The 20,804-nt window shown below is 32.2% G+C and carries 14 protein-coding genes and 2 tRNA genes; 12 read left to right on the forward strand and 4 right to left on the reverse strand.

The window, feature by feature from the left end; translation table 11 throughout:
* The first annotated feature begins 87 nt into the window (after positions 1-87).
* The 10 genes from smpB (at position 88) to JBKA6_RS00440 (ending at position 9,408) form a co-directional block, all read left to right on the forward strand.
* The gene (gene smpB / locus JBKA6_RS00395; protein ID WP_096684671.1) at positions 88-543 is read left to right on the forward strand and encodes an SsrA-binding protein SmpB; all 456 of its coding nucleotides are present in this window, start codon (positions 88-90) and stop codon (positions 541-543) included.
* Entirely contained in the window at positions 540-1,604 is a 1,065-nt protein-coding gene (locus tag JBKA6_RS00400) for an AMP-binding protein (protein WP_096684673.1), read from the forward strand. The genes smpB and JBKA6_RS00400 overlap by 4 nt, the downstream gene beginning before the upstream one ends.
* Before the next feature lie 34 nt (positions 1,605-1,638).
* A complete protein-coding gene (der, locus tag JBKA6_RS00405; RefSeq protein ID WP_096684675.1) occupies positions 1,639-2,943 on the forward strand; it encodes a ribosome biogenesis GTPase Der in 1,305 nt (434 codons plus the stop codon).
* Positions 2,944-3,113: 170 nt separating this feature from the next.
* Complete coding sequence (locus tag JBKA6_RS00410) at positions 3,114-5,696, forward strand: ATP-dependent Clp protease ATP-binding subunit (protein WP_096684678.1); 2,583 nt, start codon at positions 3,114-3,116, stop codon at positions 5,694-5,696.
* 98 nt (positions 5,697-5,794) lie between these two features.
* A tRNA-Ser gene (locus JBKA6_RS00415) sits at positions 5,795-5,883 on the forward strand.
* Between the two features lie 14 nt (positions 5,884-5,897).
* Positions 5,898-5,972: transfer RNA gene (locus JBKA6_RS00420), tRNA-Pro, on the forward strand.
* Between the two features lie 178 nt (positions 5,973-6,150).
* The gene (gene mgtE / locus JBKA6_RS00425) at positions 6,151-7,470 is read left to right on the forward strand and encodes a magnesium transporter (RefSeq protein ID WP_096684680.1); all 1,320 of its coding nucleotides are present in this window, start codon (positions 6,151-6,153) and stop codon (positions 7,468-7,470) included.
* A gap of 1 nt (position 7,471) precedes the next feature.
* The gene (locus JBKA6_RS00430; protein ID WP_096684682.1) at positions 7,472-8,422 is read left to right on the forward strand and encodes a 2-hydroxyacid dehydrogenase; all 951 of its coding nucleotides are present in this window, start codon (positions 7,472-7,474) and stop codon (positions 8,420-8,422) included.
* Positions 8,423-8,524: 102 nt separating this feature from the next.
* Entirely contained in the window at positions 8,525-8,878 is a 354-nt protein-coding gene (locus JBKA6_RS00435) for a DUF3127 domain-containing protein (protein ID WP_096684684.1), read from the forward strand.
* A 17-nt stretch (positions 8,879-8,895) separates the two neighbouring features.
* Complete coding sequence (locus JBKA6_RS00440; RefSeq protein ID WP_096684686.1) at positions 8,896-9,408, forward strand: flavodoxin; 513 nt, start codon at positions 8,896-8,898, stop codon at positions 9,406-9,408.
* A gap of 496 nt (positions 9,409-9,904) precedes the next feature.
* On the opposite strand, the gene JBKA6_RS00445 is transcribed toward JBKA6_RS00440, so the two are convergent.
* The 4 genes from JBKA6_RS00445 to tamL form a co-directional block, all read right to left on the reverse strand.
* Complete coding sequence (locus JBKA6_RS00445) at positions 9,905-12,211, reverse strand: TonB-dependent receptor (RefSeq protein ID WP_096684689.1); 2,307 nt, start codon at positions 12,209-12,211, stop codon at positions 9,905-9,907.
* Between the two features lie 207 nt (positions 12,212-12,418).
* Positions 12,419-13,879, reverse strand: a complete 1,461-nt coding sequence (locus JBKA6_RS00450) for a sodium:solute symporter (protein WP_096684691.1) — start codon at positions 13,877-13,879, stop codon at positions 12,419-12,421.
* 44 nt (positions 13,880-13,923) lie between these two features.
* Positions 13,924-15,507, reverse strand: coding sequence for a peptide chain release factor 3 (locus JBKA6_RS00455; protein ID WP_096684693.1), 1,584 nt, complete (start codon positions 15,505-15,507; stop codon positions 13,924-13,926).
* A 60-nt stretch (positions 15,508-15,567) separates the two neighbouring features.
* Complete coding sequence (tamL, locus tag JBKA6_RS00460) at positions 15,568-18,042, reverse strand: translocation and assembly module lipoprotein TamL (RefSeq protein WP_157776845.1); 2,475 nt, start codon at positions 18,040-18,042, stop codon at positions 15,568-15,570.
* Positions 18,043-18,115: 73 nt separating this feature from the next.
* Here tamL and JBKA6_RS00465 point away from each other — a divergent pair, with 73 nt between their 5' ends.
* The gene (locus JBKA6_RS00465; RefSeq protein WP_096684697.1) at positions 18,116-18,865 is read left to right on the forward strand and encodes a TrmH family RNA methyltransferase; all 750 of its coding nucleotides are present in this window, start codon (positions 18,116-18,118) and stop codon (positions 18,863-18,865) included.
* A 60-nt stretch (positions 18,866-18,925) separates the two neighbouring features.
* Positions 18,926-20,719 carry a TrkH family potassium uptake protein gene (locus JBKA6_RS00470; RefSeq protein WP_157776846.1) on the forward strand — a complete coding sequence of 598 codons (1,794 nt, stop codon included), beginning with the start codon at positions 18,926-18,928 and terminating at the stop codon, positions 20,717-20,719.
* Positions 20,720-20,804: the final 85 nt, after the last annotated feature.

The raw sequence follows: 20,804 nt of genomic DNA on the forward strand, positions 1-20,804 counted from the left end.
AACAATTTAAGTCCTAAAGCAATTCAAAAAGTATATGAGTAAAGTTCTCGACACATATTTATTCTAATGTTTTTTATATTCTAACATATGCTCAAAGCGGTAAATATTCTAAACAAAAAAGCCAGATTTCATTACGAATTACTGGAGAAATACACTGCTGGAATAAAGTTAAATGGAACGGAAATAAAATCTATAAGACACGGTAAAGCTAGAATAGTTGAGAGTTTTTGTGAGGCTATCCAAGGGGAATTATTTGTGATTAATATGTATATAGAAGAGTATGAATACGGAACATATAACAATCATCAGGTCAAAAGGAACAGGAAACTTCTCTTAAACAGAAGGGAGATTACAAAAATAGAGAAAAAAGTAAAAAATGCAGGACTGACTATAATACCTACTAGATTATTTATAAATGAAAAAGGTTTAGCTAAGTTAGACATACATGTAGCAAAGGGAAAGAAATTATACGATAAAAGACAAGCTCTAAAAGACAGAGAAGTAAAGCGAGACATAAGTAGAACAAAAAAGAATAGAATATGAAGTATTCTACTTTGCACTTAAATGGACGTTTGTATTCTAAAGATGACTTATTGAGTTTGAGCAAAAAAAAAATGAGTGACCAACTCGAGGAATGGGAGAAATATTTTTATTCTTTTATATGTGAATGGTTATCTGATTCAGACTGTATAGAATTGAGAACATCAGGCACCACGGGAAAGCCTAAAACTATATTTGTTAATAAACAGAGTTTTATCAATAGCGCTTTGGCTACTGCCGAATTTTTAAAATTGAAACCTGGCCATACTTCATTATTATCTATGTCTTGTAGATATATCGCTGCTAAGATGATGATCATAAGAGCAATGGTTTCAAAATTAGAGCTAATCTCCATAAAGCCAACTTCTAATCCTCTGTCTAATATTTATTTTCCAATTGACTTTTGTGCACTTACTCCAATGCAAGTGGCAAATAGCAGTGTAGAGGAGATATCTAATATAAAAAAACTCATCATAGGCGGCGGAGCTATCAATAAGAATCTAGAATCCAAATTGAGAGCTATAGATGGAGTAGATATTTTTCATACATATGGCATGACTGAAACTATATCTCATATAGCTATTAGAAATATTAATGATGAATATTTCAAGACTCTTAAAAACGTTAGAATATCGACTGATTATAGAAGTTGTTTAGTCATTCATGCCCCTTTGCTTTGTGAAAAACAAATAGTCACAAATGATATTGTAGAACTTAAAAGTCACGATAAGTTTCTTTGGAGAGGCAGATATGATAATGTTATAAATAGTGGAGGTATAAAATTATCAGCCGAAGATATAGAAAAAAAGATAAATGAAGTTCTAGACAGAAATATATTCATATCCTCTATTGAAGATGAGGTTTTGGGAGAGAAGTTGGTTTTGGTAATAGAAGGTGAACAAGACGATATAGACATTTCTAATATTTACCATAAATTGGATAAATACCAACGCCCTAAGGAGATATTCTTTACAGATAAATTCACTTATACAGGCAGTGGAAAAATAAATAGAAATAAAACTTTATCAAATATTATTAATAACAATAGAGTTATTAATTTTTAAACAGAAAACAGACATAATTAAGTTAATAAGCTAAATGGCAAATATAGTAGCTATAGTAGGTAGACCTAATGTTGGAAAATCTACTTTTTTTAATAGGTTGACAAAAAAGAGGAGTGCTATTGTAGATTCGGTAAGTGGGGTCACTAGGGATAGAAATTATGGCAAAAGTGATTGGAACGGCCGTGAATTCTCTGTGATAGACACTGGAGGATACGTCTATGGTAGTGATGATGTTTTTGAAAAAGAGATACGCGAACAGGTCAAATTAGCAATAGATGAAGCCGATGTAATCTTATTTATGGTTGATATAGTGGGGGTTACAGATATGGATAAAGACGTCTCGAATATTTTGAGGAAATCTAAAAAGCCCGTATTACTAATTGTCAATAAAGTCGATAACTCATTGCAAGTTATGGAGGCTGTGGATTTTTACTCTCTAGGCTTTAAGAGTTTTCACAGTATTTCAGCTATTAATGGCAGCGGCACAGGGGACCTGTTAGATGAGGTAGTATCGTATTTTTCAGATAAAAAAGACACGGAAGAAGACAGCGCTATACCTAAAATAGCTGTAGTGGGCAGACCTAATGCTGGCAAATCTTCTTTTATAAATGCTCTAATAGGTGAAAACAGGAATATAGTAACGGATATAGCAGGAACTACTAGAGATTCATTGGGAGTTAAGTATAATAGGTTTGGTCAGGAATTTATTCTGATAGATACCGCAGGGGTGAGAAAAAAATCTAAAGTAAATGAGGACATAGAGTTTTATTCTGTAATGCGTTCTATCAGATCTATAGAACAAAGCGATATATGTTTTCACATAGTAGATGCCACTAGAGGATTTGAAGCTCAAGATCAAAATATTTATCACCTGATAGAAAGAAATAGAAAAGGCGCTGTAATACTAATAAACAAATGGGATTTAGTCGAAAAAGAAACCAACACTATTAAACATTTAGAAAAAGAGATAAGGGAGAAAATACGTCCTTTTGATAACGTTCCAATAATATTCATATCGTCGTTAACAAAACAGCGTATTTTTAAAGCCATAGAGGAAGTTTCGGTCGTATACGAAAATTTGAGAAGGAAAATAAAAACTAACAAATTAAATGAAGTTATGATTCCTATTATAGAGCGAACCCCTCCCCCAGTGGTTAAAAACAAGTACATAAAAATAAAGTTTTGCAATCAGCTTATGACCAGCACCCCAAAATTTGTATTTTTTACGAATCTACCTCAGTATATAAAAGAGCCATATAAAAGGTTTATTGAAAACAAATTAAGAGATAATTTTGATTTTAAAGGCGCTCCCATATCCATATATTTCAGAAAGAAATAAAATTAAATAGCTTTAGCTAGCTGCTCTGTAATAAACTATTCTACTAGAATATATTAATCGAACCCAGATTAATAATCTGTGTCAAAATGGCATTTAGTTTATATAACAATTTCAATGGCATGAATTTTGAGATATTCTATCATCAGATAGAACTGTAAAATAAAATTCATATGAACCTAGAAAATTTTACCATAAAGGCTCAAGAGACTATACAGAAATCTAGTGAATTAGCTAAAACTTATAGTCATAACCAGATTGAAAATGCACATATTTTCAAAGCCCTGTTAGATATAGACAAGGACATTATTCCCTTCATTCTAAAGAGGATAAATGTAGATATAACAATACTCGAAAGATCTGTAGATCATCAATTAGATAAAATAGTTAAGGTTTCAGGTGCTGATGTTCTCTTATCGCACAAAACTGCAAAAATGCTAAAAGAAGCTGTAGACATCTCAAAGGAGATGGGCGATCAATACGTATCTATAGAACATCTTATTTTATCTATTTTCAGAGATGAAAATAATCTCAAAATACTCAAAGACAAGAGTGTATCAGAAAAAGATCTTAAAGCAGCTATAGATGAATTGAGAAAAGGAAGTAAAGTAAACAGTAAAACAGCAGAAAACACATATAACGCTTTAGGCAAATACGCTAAAAACCTCAATGAACTAGCCTTAAATAACAAATTAGATCCAGTTATAGGTAGAGACGATGAAATTAGACGTCTCTTACAGATAATTTCCAGAAGGACTAAAAACAATCCCATATTGGTTGGAGAACCTGGCACAGGAAAAACAGCTATTGTAGAAGGGTTAGCTTGTAGAATTTTACGTGGCGATGTGCCAGATAACTTGAGAGATATAAAAATCTATTCTCTAGATATGGGAGCCCTTATCGCTGGAGCTAAATACAAAGGCGAGTTTGAAGAACGATTGAAATCGGTTGTAAAAGAAGTCAACTCTTCTGATGGAAAAATCATTTTGTTCATAGATGAGATACACACTTTGGTTGGATCAGGGGGAGGAGAAGGAGCTATGGATGCAGCCAATATCTTAAAACCCGATTTAGCCAGGGGGACACTTAGGGCCATAGGCGCTACTACTCTTTCCGAACACCAAAAATATTTTGAAAAGGACAAGGCCTTAGAGCGCCGTTTTCAGAAAATTTTAATCGAAGAGCCTAATATAGATAGCGCTATATCTATATTAAGAGGCATAAAGGAAAAATATGAAACACATCATAAGGTTCAAATAAAAGACAGCGCTATTATATCGGCCGTCACTTTATCAGACAGATATATTACAGATAGGTTTTTGCCAGACAAAGCAATAGATCTGATAGATGAAGCTGCATCTAAATTAAACTTAGAGATAAATTCCAAGCCAGAGGTATTAGATAAATTAGACCGAAAGATTCTCCAATCAGAAATAGAGATTGAAGCCATAAAAAGGGAAAGTGATGATGATAAATTAAAATCTATAACTGCTGAGATAGCCAATTTAAAAGAAAAGCGCAATAAGATAAATGCCAAATGGCAAAACGAACGAGACTTAGTAAATAAGATACAGAGAGAGAAAGAGAATATAGATAATTACAAATCTGAGGCTGATAGAGCAGAGAGAGAGGGTGATTATGCAAAGGTCGCTGAGCTCAGATATGGGAAGATTAAAGAGGCTCAAAAAAGTATTGATGACAATCAAAATATACTTTCTAAAAATAAGGAGTTAAACCTTATAAAAGAGGAGATTAGCTCTGAGGATATAGCTGAAGTAGTAGCCAAATGGACAGGCATTCCAGTTTCTAAAATGTTACAGAGCGAACAAGAGAAATTATTAAACTTAGAGGGCGAATTACATAAATATGTAGTAGGTCAACAGGAAGCTATTAGCGCTGTTTCAAATTCTATCAGGAGATCTAGAGCAGGGTTACATTCTGGGGATAAACCAATAGGGTCATTCTTATTTTTAGGAACTACAGGTGTGGGAAAAACAGAATTAGCAAAAGCATTAGCCTCTTATCTCTTTGACGATAAAAAAGCTATTATCAGAATAGATATGAGCGAATACCAAGAGAGACATTCTATAAGTAGACTATTGGGTTCTCCTCCTGGATACATAGGTTATGAAGAGGGAGGACAATTGACAGAAGCTGTAAGGAGAAAGCCTTATTCCATAGTTTTGTTAGACGAGATTGAAAAAGCCCATCGAGATGTTTTCAACATATTACTTCAAGTTCTAGACGAAGGCAGACTCACAGATAATAAAGGACGCTTAGTGGATTTCAAAAACACTATTATAATAATGACATCGAATATGGGAAGTCACCTCATACAGAATAAATACGATACTTTAAAAGGTGACATATCTAGTGCTATGGATCAAGCTAAAGATGAGGTTTTGAGTTTGTTAAAAAGTTCTATAAAACCAGAGTTTTTAAATAGAATAGACGATATTATAGTCTTTAGTCCACTATCTAAATCAGACGTTAGGGAAGTGATAGAACTTCAATTAGTAGAAGTCAAAAAGATATTGAAACGACAAAATATAACTTTAGAGATCAGTCAAGAGGCCATAGAATACATAGCTGACAATGGATATGAACCAGAATATGGAGCGAGACCTATAAAGAGATTGATACAGAGAGAGGTCTTAGACAAGATATCTAGAGAAATATTATCTAATAAAGTTATAGACAATGGTGTTATTTCTATTCAAGGAGATTGCCAAGTTAAGTTATTAGAATCTCAATGAATAATTTAAAATTTATCTAAAGCGTTATTTTTTTCATGCGAGTTTAAAAAAATATTACCTTTGCCTGCCGTAAGGCTAAATTGGTTTTATGGTAGTTAGGAGAGGTGGCTGAGTGGCTGAAAGCGGCACCCTGCTAAGGTGTTATACCTCTTAAAGGGTATCGAGGGTTCGAATCCCTCTCTCTCCGCTATCTGAGTCTTTCGGGGTGTAGCGTAGCCTGGTTATCGCGCCTGCTTTGGGAGCAGGAGGTCGCAGGTTCGAATCCTGCCACCCCGACTCTTTTTTTCTCATATCAAAAGGGGGAAATTCCAGGTAATTTAAATGTGTTTTTATTTTCTTTGAACAATCTAAAAGAAATAACATTTTTAGTTAAATTTCAACAACCACATATGCGCTTGTCACCGAGCTTAGTATTAAAATAACTCTTTGTCTAATGATTTAATTACCTAAGGACATGCTTATATCTAATCTAAAGGAATACGTAAAAAATAAGGATGATCAAAAAATCCTAGACCTTTTAAAAGATATGCATGCTGTTGATGTAGCAGAATTATTAAATAATCTGCAGACAGAACACTCCCTCTATGTATACAATTTAATAGATCAAGAAAAGACATCTCATGTTCTCATAGAGTTAGATGAAGATTTAAGGGAGAGAATATTTAATGAGAGATCCTCAAAAGAGATTGCAGAAAATATAGAAAATATGCAATCTGATGATGCAGCTCATATTATAAATGAGTTGCCTTTAGATAGAAAGGATGAAGTAATAGCTCAGATAGAGGACAAAAAACACGTTAAGGACATAATAGATCTCCTCAGACACCGAGAGGGTAGCGCTGGCAGTTTGATGGGCAAAGAGTTAGTCAAAGTCAATGAGAATTGGCATATGATTAACTGCGTGAGGGAAATGCGCAAACAAGCCGAAGAAATAGAAAAAGTTCACGGAGTATATGTAGTAAATGATGACAATATATTTCTAGGCACACTGTCTTTAAAGAGATTACTCACCGTTTCTACTAGAGCTATTATAAAAGACATTTACAATAAATCTACATTAAAAGTGATGGTAAGCGATTCTAAAGAGACCGTATCGCTATTGATGCAAAAGTATGATTTGTTTGTCTTGCCAGTGGTTGACGACAATGGAGTTTTAGTAGGTAAGATAACCTTAGATGACGTAGTAGATGTAATAACAGATGAAGCTGAGAAAGATTATCAATTAGCATCGGGAATATCATCGGATATAAGGTCTAATAATAGCATACTTCGATTGACTAAAGCCAGACTGCCTTGGTTATTAATAGGTTTGATAGGTGGAATATGTGGAGCTAGAATAATAGGTTTATTCGACATAGCAGAACATATAGAATTATCGCTTTTTATACCTCTTATAGGTGCCATGAGTGGCAACGTTGGCGTTCAATCTTCAGCCATAGTAGTAAAAGATTTAGCAACGGGTAAAAGCTTTGACAATATTTGGATGACTCTGTTTAAAGAGTTAAAAGTATCTTTTATCAATGGCATTTCTTGCTCGGTAATTATATATTCATTCTGTTATATTTTATACGGCATTGATATATCTGTTGTGGTTTCTATATCTCTTATAATAGTCATGATATTCGCCTCTTTATTCGGAACTTTTGTTCCATTAGCACTCAACAAATGCGGAATAGATCCAGCTTTGGCCACAGGACCATTTATAACGACTTCTAATGATATTTTAGGACTCTTCGTGTATTTTTTCATAGCAGGTTTGGTTTTAGGCTTCTGAAATGAGAATACTAATACTGGATGTCAATCACCCTTATTTAGAAGAAAAATTAACCTCTTTGGGTTATACCTGCCATTTGGATTACACTAGTTCAAAAGAGTCTTTGGAATCTAAGATTCATCTTTATCAAGGAATTATAATAAGGAGTAGATTTAAGATCTGTTCAAATTTTTTAGATAAATGCACTTCACTCAAATTTATAGTTAGATCAGGTTCTGGATTAGAGAATATAGATGTAGACTACGCCAAGAAGAAAAACATAGTTTGCATGAACTCCCCTGAAGGCAGTACAGATGCCGTGGCGGAACATTCTATAGGAATGTTATTATCTCTATTTAACAATTTAAACAGGTCTGATAATGAGGTTAGATCAGGTAAATGGAACAGAGAGAAAAACAGGGGTGTAGAAATAGCTGGCAAGACAATAGGAATTATAGGTTATGGGAATATGGGAAGGACCTTTGCTAAGAAATTATGCGGTTTTGGTTCTAAAGTTCTAGCCTATGATATTAAGAGGGACTACGCAGATAAATTTGCTCAAGAGGTGTCTATAGATCATCTATTTGAGCAAGCAGATATTCTGAGTTTTCACGTTCCCATAGATGATTCTACAAAAAATATGTTCAATGAGGATTTTGTAAATAAATTTCACAAACCATTTTATCTCATCAATACTTCAAGGGGTGGTGTAGTGTCCTTGTCGGATTTAGTAAGTGCTATAAAAAGCAAAAAAGTATTAGGAGCTTGTTTGGATGTCTTAGAGTATGAACAAAGTTCCTTTGAGATGTTCTATGATAGAGATGTATTAAACGATCATTTTAAATATCTCATAAATTCTGACAAGGTAATTTTCAGTCCGCATGTAGCAGGTTGGACCGTAGAATCTCATATTAAAACAGCAAGGGTAATAGTAGAAAAAATAATATCTCTAAACGAGAATACAAGGGATTAAAACAGCATAATTTATCCTTGAAAACTATAAAAAATAGTTTTATTTTGTACTTTAGCCGACTGGTTAAAATAACTTTATTACAACTTTAATTTTTTAATACTGATGCAAGTTACAGGTACTATAAATTTGATGAGAGATGTTCAAGTTTTTGAAAGTGGTTTTAGAAAGAGAGAAATTGTTTTGGCTACTGAAGAGCAGTATCAGCAACATCTATTGATAGAATTCACACAAGACAGATGTGAATTATTAAATGCCTATAAAGAGGGAGATAAGATCACTGCTCATATAAATTTAAGAGGTAGAAAGTGGACCAATCCCGAAGGCAAGGATATGTATTTCAATTCTATACATTGCTGGAAGATAGAAAAGTCTGATAACAACAGCAGCGATGATAATTTTGAAACTGCTCCCTCTCAAAAAGAGGAAATGCTAGATGATGACGATTTACCTTTTTAAAGTTTTGTCTTTGACATATGTGTAAAATAGGGATTGTATTTGGCTCTGATTCAGGAGTGACAGAAGAAATAGCCTCTAAGATTCATGAATGTTTAGGAGAAGATCTCACAGATGTTATAGATGTATACGATGCTGATGTAGATTACTTTGACAAGTACAATAAATTAATTTTAGGTTTATCTACTTGGTATGATGGGGAATTACAAAGTGCGTGGGAAGAATTTTTAGATGATTTCAAGACTGTAGATTTTACAGGCAAGACAGTTGCATTGTTTGGTCTAGGCGATCAGATTGGCTACGGAGAGTATTTTTGTGACGGCGTAGGAATTATAGGAGAAGTTGTCAAAAATAACGGAGGAAAAATAATTGGACAATGGCCTACAGAGGGTTATGATTATGATGAAAGTAAAGCAGATTTAGGGAATGGCAAATTTATGGGCTTGCTCTTAGATGAAGATAACCAATCTGAATTAACCCAAGAGAGGATAGAGAAATGGATAGAACAGGTAAAAAAAGAATTTAACCTATAATATCACAGAGATACTTTGGCTTGACTAAGCCAAGTCATTCGTTTAATTTAAAAAAAAAGATAATTATCTCATTATCAGGAAATTAGATCTTCTTTTTTTTACTATTTCCATTCCATATCTTTATTTAGTTTTTTTTAAGGTAATTTTTATCAGAAATACGCTTTTATGTCCCTGTGCTCTACTTTGGACGAATAAAATCCTACCTAAATAAAATAATCTAGACTTGATTAATACCCCCACCCTCCCCTCCTAATAAAAAAAAGCTTGAAAGGAGTTATTATTTAGCATTAACCTACTAAAAGTGATTTGTTTTTGGCTAGTAATTAATTTGAACTCAGGTTAATAAAGAAGCGAGAGATACGAAAAGAGTTATTAATATCAAAAAATACTTTACCTGTTAACTCTGGATTGTTATTATCTCTCAAACAAAAAAAAAGCTGCCTCGGTTTTGAGACAGCTTCTTGAGATTATTAGTAAATAAAAAGATTTCTGTTTTCTAATGAGTACTGATTTTAATTCCTGCAAATATCGTTCTAGGCTTAGATGGGCCATAAATATAGGCAGCATCTTTATCTGGACCTTTATCAGAATCTTGTTGAAAACTGTCTAAAACGTTTAAGACGCCGCCACTAAACTCTATATCTAATATATCTTTGTAATGGATGTTATACGAAGATTTTAGGTTTAATACCCAGAAATCTGGAGTTTCTTCTAATTTATCTTTTTCTATAAATCCACTCATATGTGGAACGTACATGCTTCCTAAATAAGTTCCAGTAATGTTATTTTGAAAATCTTTGGTAGGAGCATAAGTAATAGCAAAATTCCCATATAGATTAGGAGATCTAAAAAATTTACTGTCATTTTTTGTAGTAGATAATTCTTCACTCCATTTTGTAGGCTCTAAACGTAATCCCTCTTGCAAAGTTCCGCCCAACTGTATTTGCCATTCTATATTAGGAGCGTATTTCAACTCTAGGTTTAATCCTTTTATATGTGAAGTGCCTCCATTTTTCTTTTGAAAAATTCTCCCTTTACGATTTCCAGTTATATCTTCTAACACAAAAGAATCGTATAACTGTGTGTAAAACCCCTCTAACAAAACATAAAACTCATCTACCCCATAATTATTCCCCCAATCTATAGATGCCAAATAGCTGGCAGATTTTTCAGGTTTTAAATTTGGAGCTAATTCAACTCTAGTTAGCTCTCCTACAGCTAGAGTTTGGTGAATGTCTTCGGTGAACATTCTCGGAGATAAAAAGCCTTCAGAATATGACAGTCTTAGTCTAGAGTCTTCGTGTATGGAATACATAATATTTAATCTTGAACTCAATATTATTTTTTTTTCTATGAAATTATCTATATCCCCTCTCAATCCGAGTAATATTTTTATATCTCCTTTTTCCCATTCTTGTTGTACATACGTTCCGTAGTTTTTTAAGGTTTGATTTATTTCTGCATCGAGATTTTTCTTTTGGTCTTCAACAATTTCGTGTTTAAATTCAAATCCACCAGTAATAGTTCCTTTACCAAACAGCAAATTTGGAATTTTATGAGAATACTTGGTTCCTACTAAAAATATCTCATTTTTAGTTTTACCAAAACCTAATACTTTACCTTCTTGTTCTACAAGATCCTCGCCTCCACCGTAATAATTTCTATTCTTAGAAGAAGAAAAAGAAGCGTAGCTATTTGAATGCATTATTCCACTCTCATCCATAATGTCGAATGACATATTACCAGAATAAACATCAGATACAATTTGTTCTGCTGCATCGGCTTCAAATGGCTCTAAGTGAAGTTTATTACCTCCTCGTCTAAATTCACTAAGAGTATTAAACTCCATTGTCAATTTAGAGTTTTCTAATGGTTTTACAAATGATTTAAATCCAAATGATTTATTTTCTAACATAGGGATTTCTGAGAACCCGTCACCGTTGTAGTCCATAGGGTCTTTCTTTTTAAATAAACCAAAATATGAGAATCCTGCATTATTGCTATCACCTACTACAGATCCATTCATCATAGTTGTATACTCTGGGGTAGCTAAATTCATAAGAGATACTTTTTGATTTATTCCGAAAGAATTTGTCTCAGGGTCTTTGGTGATGATATTTATAGTCCCTGCAATGGCATTTGCTCCATATAGAGAAGATCCTCCACCTCTTACAATTTCTATTTCTTTTATCATATTCATCGGTATTTGATCTAGTCCGTATATGCTATTCAACGTGCTAAATATCGGTTGGCTATTCACTAGTATTTGAGAATAAGCTCCTTCAAGTCCATTTATTCTAACTTGAGAAAAACCACAATTCTGACAATTCGTCTCTGTCATTAATCCTGGTTGATAATTTAGTCCCTCCACAAGAGATACGGAGTTTGTAGCTTCTAGCATACGAGCAGTGGCTACAGATACCGCAATAGGGGCTTGTTTTCTATCTAGGTAATTTCTAGTAGCAGTGACTACCACTTTGTCTAGCTGTAGTAGATCTAATTTGAGTGTGAAATTTAATCTTATATCATTACTGTCTTTTACTTCTATTATTTGTTTTATAGTTTTATATCCTGGCATCCTTAACACTAATTTGTGGGTTCCAAGGGGGGCGTCTAATTCGTAATTCCCATGTTTGTCAGATTGTGAACCTATAGACATATCCTCCAAAAAAATATAAGCGAGTTCAACGGGTTTATTCTCTGAATCTGTTATGTTTCCAATTATCTTGGCTGTATTTTTAGCGAATAAAAAATTACTACTAATCGCTATTAGTAAAAAGGTATTTGTTATTAGTTTAATCATCTTTTGTTTTAATTTGAGTAAGTATTTAGTAGTTTAATCATTATTAGCTTAGATAAACAATTAACTGCGAAACAAGTCGTAATTATAACGTGGAGCTGCAAACCTAATAATTTTATTTAGATTCAAAAAAAATAATGACCCAAATTCAGCCAATATTTCTTTTAGAAGGAATAGTAAAAAGGACAGCATTTAATTTTACTGAGCTTTTTAATAGAGTTTCTTTTTCAGCATTTTCCCATTCCTTAAAAGCCACAACCCTGTGAAGGTTATCATTCCATTTAGTATGAGTAATTCAAATCCAAATGAATAATTAAACCAATCCATACTGTTTTGTTTTAAGATATAACATAAAACAGGAGATGTCAATGCCACAAATGGAACGTATTTATCTCTTATTCTGTAGGAGGTGAACAAACCAAAAAAGTACAAACCCAATAATGGTCCATATGTATATCCAGCTATCACGAACAGTTCTTTTATAATACTATCGGTTATGGTATACCTAAATAGCAACATGACTACAACTATGATAAAACTAAATGCGATATGTGTCAATATCCTAATTTGGACTTGCCTATTCTTAGGTTTTTTATATATACCTATAAAATCAACACTAAAGGAAGTCGTCAGTGATGTGATAGCAGAATCAATACTAGAATAAGCCGAAGAGATAAGACCTAAAATGAAAAAAGAAGACATTATCAAGCCTAATTCTGGTCGATTGGCTATGGAGATAAAGAGCTCATCATTGTGTTTATCCATTCCTTTTAATAGAGCAAAATCTGTTAGTAATACACCTAGAGATAATAGCAACAGATTAGTGATTATCAGTACAATGCAAAACCAAAACATGTTTTTTTGGGCATCTTTTATATTTTTACAAGAGATATTTTTTTGCATCATATCTTGATCTAAACCAGTCATGGCTATAGCTATAAATATTCCCGATAAAAATTGTTTCCAGAAGTATTTATTAGAAGATGAATCCCAATAAAAAGTTTTAGATAGAGGACTGTCATTTATATATCCTATGAGTGATGAACCAGTATTAAGATTCATTTCTTTACATATTACATATATGCTTATTATCACAGATAATAGCATAAAAAATGTCTGTAAGGCATCAGTCCATACTATAGTTTTTATCCCTGAACGAAAAGTGTATAGCCATATTAGTACGACTGTAGCTATGGCAGTTATATAAAAATCTATACCTATTTTTTCAAAAATTAATATCTGTAATATACTGGCTGCTAAAAACAGTCTAAATGAAGCTATCACCGTTTTAGCTATGATAAATATAGAAGTTGCTGTTTTATATGAAAACTGACCAAAACGATCACCTAGATAACTGTATATAGATACCGATTTCAATTTGTAATACATGGGCATGAGCACTGTGCCTATAAAGAGATAGCCTACTAAATATCCCATTATCATTTGCACATAACTGAAATTAGATTGTTCAACCCATCCAGGGACGGATACAAAACTAATCCCAGAGAGAGAAGCTCCTATCATCCCAAAAGCTACTACGTACCAAGGGGATTTTCTATCTCCTATAAAAAAGGAAGAGTTGCTGTTGTCTTTTTTCTTAACTAAGAAAGAAATAACTATTAAGCACAAAAAATAGGCTACTATCAAATAAAGTGAATGTAAAGGTTCCATAATAATAATTATATATTAAAAAAAATGAGACTATAAGAGGTTTCTTATTTAAATTCAGATGTGTAATGGAATTTTATAGAAGGATATTTTTCTTTAGTCATCTGTATGGTAAAAGCAGAATCAGCCAAAAAAACTAGGTTACCTTCTTTATCTACAGCGAGATATTTAGATTTTACTCTTTTAAAATCGTCGAACTCTTTTCCTTTTTCAGCCTCCACCCAACAGGCTTTGTATATGGGGATATTTTCATAAGTACACTTTGCTCCATATTCATTTTCTAACCTATACTGTATGATATCGTATTGTAATGCTCCTACAGTACCTATTAACTTACGATTAGTCATATTCATGGTGAACAACTGTGCTACACCTTCATCCATAAGTTGAAATATCCCCTTGTTTAACTGTTTTGTCTTTAGAGGATCTGAATTGTTTATATATCTGAAATGCTCCGGAGAAAAACTTGGAATCCCCTTGAAGTTTAGTATTTCTCCTTCGGTAAGGGTATCACCTATCTTAAAATTACCAGTGTCGTACAAACCCACAATATCTCCTGGAAAAGATTCACCTACTATCATCTTTTTCTCTGCAAAAAAAGTGTTTGGGCTAGAAAATTTTAAATGTTTGTTGTGTCTTATATGCAAATAAGAAGTATTTCTCTTAAATATACCAGAGACTACCTTTACAAAGGCTAATCTATTTCTGTGTTTAGGATCTATATTGGCATGTATTTTAAATACAAATCCAGAAAATGTGTTTTCAGAGGCTTCTACCAATCTGATATCTGATTTTTTATTCGTAGGAGATGGAGCTATTTTAACAAAGCAATTCAATAATTCTCTTATCCCGAAATTTGTCAATGCCGATCCAAAAAATACAGGACAAATATCAGCATCTAAATATTCCTCTTTTCTAAATTCTGGATACACTCCCCTTATGGTAGAGATATCGTCTAAAAGGATATTTCTGGCTTTTTCTCCTATGAGAGACTGTAATTTTTCATCTTCTAAGCTGTCTATGGAAATACTTTCCTCTATGACTTGTTTTTTCTGTCCCGTAAACAGATTAAGTGCACTTGCCCATATGTCGTATACCCCTTTTAAATCAGATCCCATACCTATGGGCCAACTAAGAGGAGTGACCTTTAGATTTAATTTAGTTTCAATATCATCTAGTATATCGAAAGCATCTTTTCCCTCTTTATCTATTTTATTCACAAAGACTATAATAGGAGTCTTTCTAAGGCGACAGACCTCTACTAACTTTTCTGTTTGCTGCTCTATACCCTTTGCAGCATCTATAACTACTATAGCACTATCAACTGCCGTGAGGGTTCTAAATGTGTCTTCAGCAAAATCTTTATGACCTGGAGTATCTAAGATATTTATCTTAAAATCTCTATATTCAAAGGAAAGAACAGTCGTAGTTACAGATATTCCCCTTTGCCTTTCTATCTCCATGAAATCTGAAATAGCAGCCTTCTTTATCTTGTTGGATTTTACCGCTCCAGCCTCCTGTATTGCTCCACCAAACAATAGTAATTTCTCTGTTAAAGTGGTTTTTCCAGCATCGGGATGACTAATAATTCCAAAAGTCTTTCTTCTATTTATCTCTTTTATCAATTTCATGGATAAATTTTATGTCTTAAAAGGAGGCGAAGGTACTTTTTTAATTAGAAAAACCTATGATTAGAAAGGATAACCTATACCAAAATTAAGCTGGTGCTCTGTTATATTAGGAAAAATGAAATCTCCCATAATAGGATCGTACAATTTCATAGCGAAGTCTAATCTCAATATAAAAAAACCTAAATCATATCTCAAACCTATTCCATATCCTATACCCAATTGCTTATAAAACCTATTAAAATAAAAGCTCTTAGCTCCCAATTCCTCATCCTGAAAAGAATGCCACACATTTCCTGCATCTACAAAAAAAGCTCCTTCAAAGTTTTTTATCAAATCAAAACGATATTCTAGGTTTAATAGCAGCTTTATATTACCTACAGTCGGATAATATGAGTTCCCATTAGATACAGGTAAAAAAAAGCCCGGCGTCAAATCATAAGGCAACCAAGCTCTTACGTCATTAGCTCCCCCAGCTACATATCCTTTTTGTAATGGTATATCAGATAACTTTGTGTGAGGAATAGATACTCCAGCCAAAAACCTAAAAGCAATTTGAGATTTATTTTCTAAATCCCATCGTTTAGAATAACTAAAATCTAATTTGACATATCTGGCGTATTTTATTTGATATATACTTTTAAACTGATCATTACCTCTTATGAAATTTACTATTCTGTCTATGAGGTATAATGCCGATCCAACAGACTCTATTTTAGAGTTAAAAAGAGTGTGAACATTATTGTATACGTTCAAGTGTGTAAAAGAATAATTGAAAGAAGAGATAAATACATCTTCGAGTATTCTGTCTTGTACTAATGATAAATCTTCAACTTTTTTTAACAAATCGTAATTCTGTTTAATAAAACTTTTATCCGATGAGATATCTCGCAGTTTTTTTTCGTTAATATCTTTTCCATATTTAGAAATAATATCTGAAGTTATTTTCGAGATCTCCTTGTTAACATTTTTCAAATAATCATAATCACTAGCGTATAGGTTAGTTATATATTCATTGTCGAATATATTGATCTGATGTTTATTTCCTATATTGCTATTCCACCTATACGATATTGAAGTATTGATATTTAATTTTTCAATTCCAGTGTTTTGTTGATTAATTAAACCTATTGTAAATATGGTTTTTTCATTTAGTTCTTTGGAGATAGAACTAATTACATTGGGAACTAACAAAAAATATGGGAATTCTATACTCATTCGCACTCCATATTCCCAAGCGTTAAATAAAACGTTTTTATCTTTTTTAGGATTATTTACACGGCCGCTTAATCCAATAGCTCCTTCCAAAGACATTGAAAAAATTTCAGCATTGCCAAATATATTTCTATTCAAATATGAAGAACTAATTCTAGTTGAGAAGTTTGAATAATTAGAATTAGACATTTCACTAGAAAATTTTACAGATTGACTTTTTTTAGGCGTGAGAAATATATAAGCGTTTAATAGATTATCAGAAGGTTCTAAAATATTTATTCTCACATTGCTGAAATTATTTAACCCATACAGATGACGAATAGTTTTTTCATAGACGCCTTGGTCGTATTTTTTATCTGGCTCTATTAGAATATTTTTTAATAGTACATCTGGATTGTATTTTAACTTATCATAAGCGTAAAAAGTATAACCTTTGTAATAGAGGCTATCTATAATAGGCTTATCTTCTTTTGCGTGAGAGTAATCTGTGGTTATAAATATTCTTTTAAACTTATAAGAATTTGTGTGTTTCCCTTCTGTATTTACATTTAGTATTAAGTCTACTTTATTTTTTTTACCAATAGTATCTATAGTAAAATCTATATGAGATTTATTAAATCTATATAGACCTTCACCCTTGTAAAGACTCGTGATTCTATCTCTTTCTTTTGAAATAATTTCCTTGTCTAAAGGATCCCCTACCTTCAAAAATGATTCAGCAGAAGAGTTATTGTATAGTTTACTTAAAAATTCATTTTTTATATTTGGAATTATTTTTCCTAGTGTATAGATAGATCCCAGTTTTACTTTGTAATCAACCATAGCTAATTTGTTATTTAAACTTGGAGTGTAAGAGACCTCATTGTTTAAATAGCCTTTATTTTGCAAATGCTTATTTAGTCTATTTACAGAGTTGATAGTTTCTGTTTCACTGTATATAACTGGAGCTTCAGATTTAGTTTTTATCCATTCATTTACAGCTAAATAGTTGTTTTCTATCCTAGTCATCCCTTTTTTAGAAAACAAAAAGGTTAAGATGTCGTTTGTAACAGGATTTTCTTGTTTCCATTTTTTAAATGTCTCTTTAGGATTTTCACTATATAAATTGTAAAGACTGAGATAATAAGGAAAGGTTAAGAATAAGGTGTTGGGTTTTTGAATTATATATTCTTTTAGCTCCATATCAGATATGATATGATTTTTCCCTTCTATATCAACTTGATTTTCTATTAATAAATACTCTCGCGAACTCAACCCTTTAGTGGGTCTACAACCGTACAAGATCACTACCGTAAGTGAAAATAGTAATACTTTCGCTCCCAAGTTTTATCCTAAATTATTAAAGTGATATTTTGAAAGGCCAAAGATATACATTACAGCTGTATACAAAGAACCAATGAACAGAGCATATATAAGTTTAATACGAGGATTAAGAGAAAAAAAAAACAGATTAGAGACTGGTTTTTTTATGGCAGAGGGTAAAAAAATAGTCAAAGAGATGTTGTTTAGTCACTTTTCATTAGAGATGATGTTTTTGTTAGAAAATAGCGACTTCTTAAAAAATGATATTGATAAAATTCCTAGAGATAAAATTTCTATTATAGATGAAAAATATCTATCTAGGATAAGTCTATTAAAAACACCTGATACGGTTTTGGCTATCTTTAAAATACCATCTGATAAAGAGATATCAATAGGTAATAATGAATTGATTTTAGCATTAGATGGCATAAATAACCCTAGTAATCTAGGAGCTATAATAAGGGTATGCGATTGGTTTGGAATAAAAAAAATACTGTGCTCTGAAAATACAGTAGACGTGTATAACCCTAAAGTAATTCAGTCTTCTATGGCTTCTATAATAAGAGTTGATGTTCACTACACTAACTTATTAGAATTCTTATCTGATAAAAAGGAAGATGTTTTTATATCTTCTCTAGATGGCGAAAATATATACAATGCCAAATTACCCTCTTCAGGAATTTTAATAATGGGAAATGAATCTGTAGGAGTTTCAAAGGATTTATCTAGATTATCTAATAATAGAGTGTCCATACCTAAATTCGGAATGAAAAAGATCGATAGTTTAAACGTAGCAGTAGCCACAGGAATTTTACTATCTGAATTCAGAAGAAAAAATAATTAGTGATTTTATTACTATTCATCAATTATGAAAAAAGAATATATAATTCGCATTTTTAAAAAAATGCAAGAGTTTATACGAATAAAACTATACGATTCTAGAGATGCTATAAATAAATTTATTTCTGTATTGTCTCCTGTTATTTCTATTTCTGGTTTTGGTATAATCATATACCTCTTTGGTTTTGGCGCCTCTAAAGAACAGGAAGATAATTTTATGTTCTGCATAAATGTAATTCTAGGTGTTTTCATATTCAAATACTTATTGGGATTTATATATTCCTTTGATAAGATAAAGTACTTGACTAGAAGTAAATTAGAGCTCACTTTATTAATTATAACCTCATTATCTCTGATATCTTTTTTGCATTTTAATCTGCATATATTAGACTTGTTAGGCGGATTTATAAAATTATATCCTAGTGAGTATCTAAAAATGGTATTTCTAGAGTTTTGTCTATTTATGTTTATCTTATTGGAGATAGGCAAATTGGGTCATAGGCTAACAGATCTAAATATGAGTCCTTCTCTCATTCTATTGTTTTCTTTTGGGGCTTTAATACTTATAGGGAGCATGTTATTGATGATGCCAAAAATAACTGCTTCTGGACGATCTATGGATTTTATAGACGCTCTTTTTACTTCCATAAGCGCTAGTTGTGTAACAGGGTTAATAGTAGTAGACACAGCGACTTTCTTTTCTTTAAAAGGTCAGTTTATCATTATGATATTAATACAGTTAGGAGGTATTAATATTATTTCTTTCGCCACGATTTTTGCCATGCTAGTCAGAGATGGAATCCGAATAAAGCATCAGACAATTATAAAAGACAACCTAAATAGTGAATCTATCAGAGACAGTCGATCTCTAATAAAAAAAGTATTTGTATTCACTCTTTTGATAGAGTCTATAGGAGCTGTTTTAATATTCTTTTTGTGGGATAACAGCATATATTTTGAGAATATATACGAGAGAGTTTTTTACTCTGTATTCCATTCCATTTCTGCGTTTAACAATTCTGGTTTTAGTATTTTTTCCGATGGTCTATTTCAAACGGGAGTAAGAGAGATGTATTCTGTTCACTTAGTAATTGGAACACTCATTTTTTTTGGAGGAATTGGATTCTCTTCTTTAGAAGATTTATTTTCATCGAATACTGTAAAGTCTCTGTTGAAGTATAGGTTGAATTTGTGCACGAATACAAAATTTTCTATATACACTTCTCTGTCATTAGTCCTTGTTGGAAGTATTCTAATATATGTACTCGAATACAAAGGTGTTTTAAAAGATTTAAGTCAAGGGGGGAAAATAGTGAGTTCTGTATTTCAATCTATAACTACTAGGACGGCAGGTTTTAATACTGTAGATATCTCTATTTTAAGTACTCCAGTTTTAATTATGATGTCACTTTTTATGTTTATAGGAGCTTCTCCAGGCTCAACGGGAGGAGGTATTAAAACTAGCACTATAGTTTTGCTATTTATGTCGACTTACGCAACTATAAGAGGGAAAAATAGAATAGAGACCTCCAGATATAATATTTCATTTGAGTTAGTTAATAAGTCTGTAACTATACTATTGTTTTCCTTGAGTTTTATATTCGTATCAGTTTTTTTATTGTCAATTACAGACGGCGATATTCCTATCTTGAAACTCGTTTTTGAAGAGATATCAGCATTTGCAACTACGGGGTTATCCATGGGTATAACTAATGATTTATCAATTTGTGGCAGGATAATAATAATGGTTTCTATGTTTATAGGAAGAGTGGGAGCTCTTACATTAGCTTTTGCTTTGAGCAAAAAATTAGTAACCGCAAAATACGAATACCCCGAAACTCACATAAATATAGGATGATTCTTTTAACCAACTAACCAAAAGGGCAATAGCAATCTATTGTGCGATAGTTTGTTTATTGAAAAATCACAAAATATTTTGTTTA

It is taken from the genome of Ichthyobacterium seriolicida, from assembly GCF_002369955.1.
In the GTDB taxonomy this organism is placed as follows: domain Bacteria; phylum Bacteroidota; class Bacteroidia; order Flavobacteriales; family Ichthyobacteriaceae; genus Ichthyobacterium; species Ichthyobacterium seriolicida.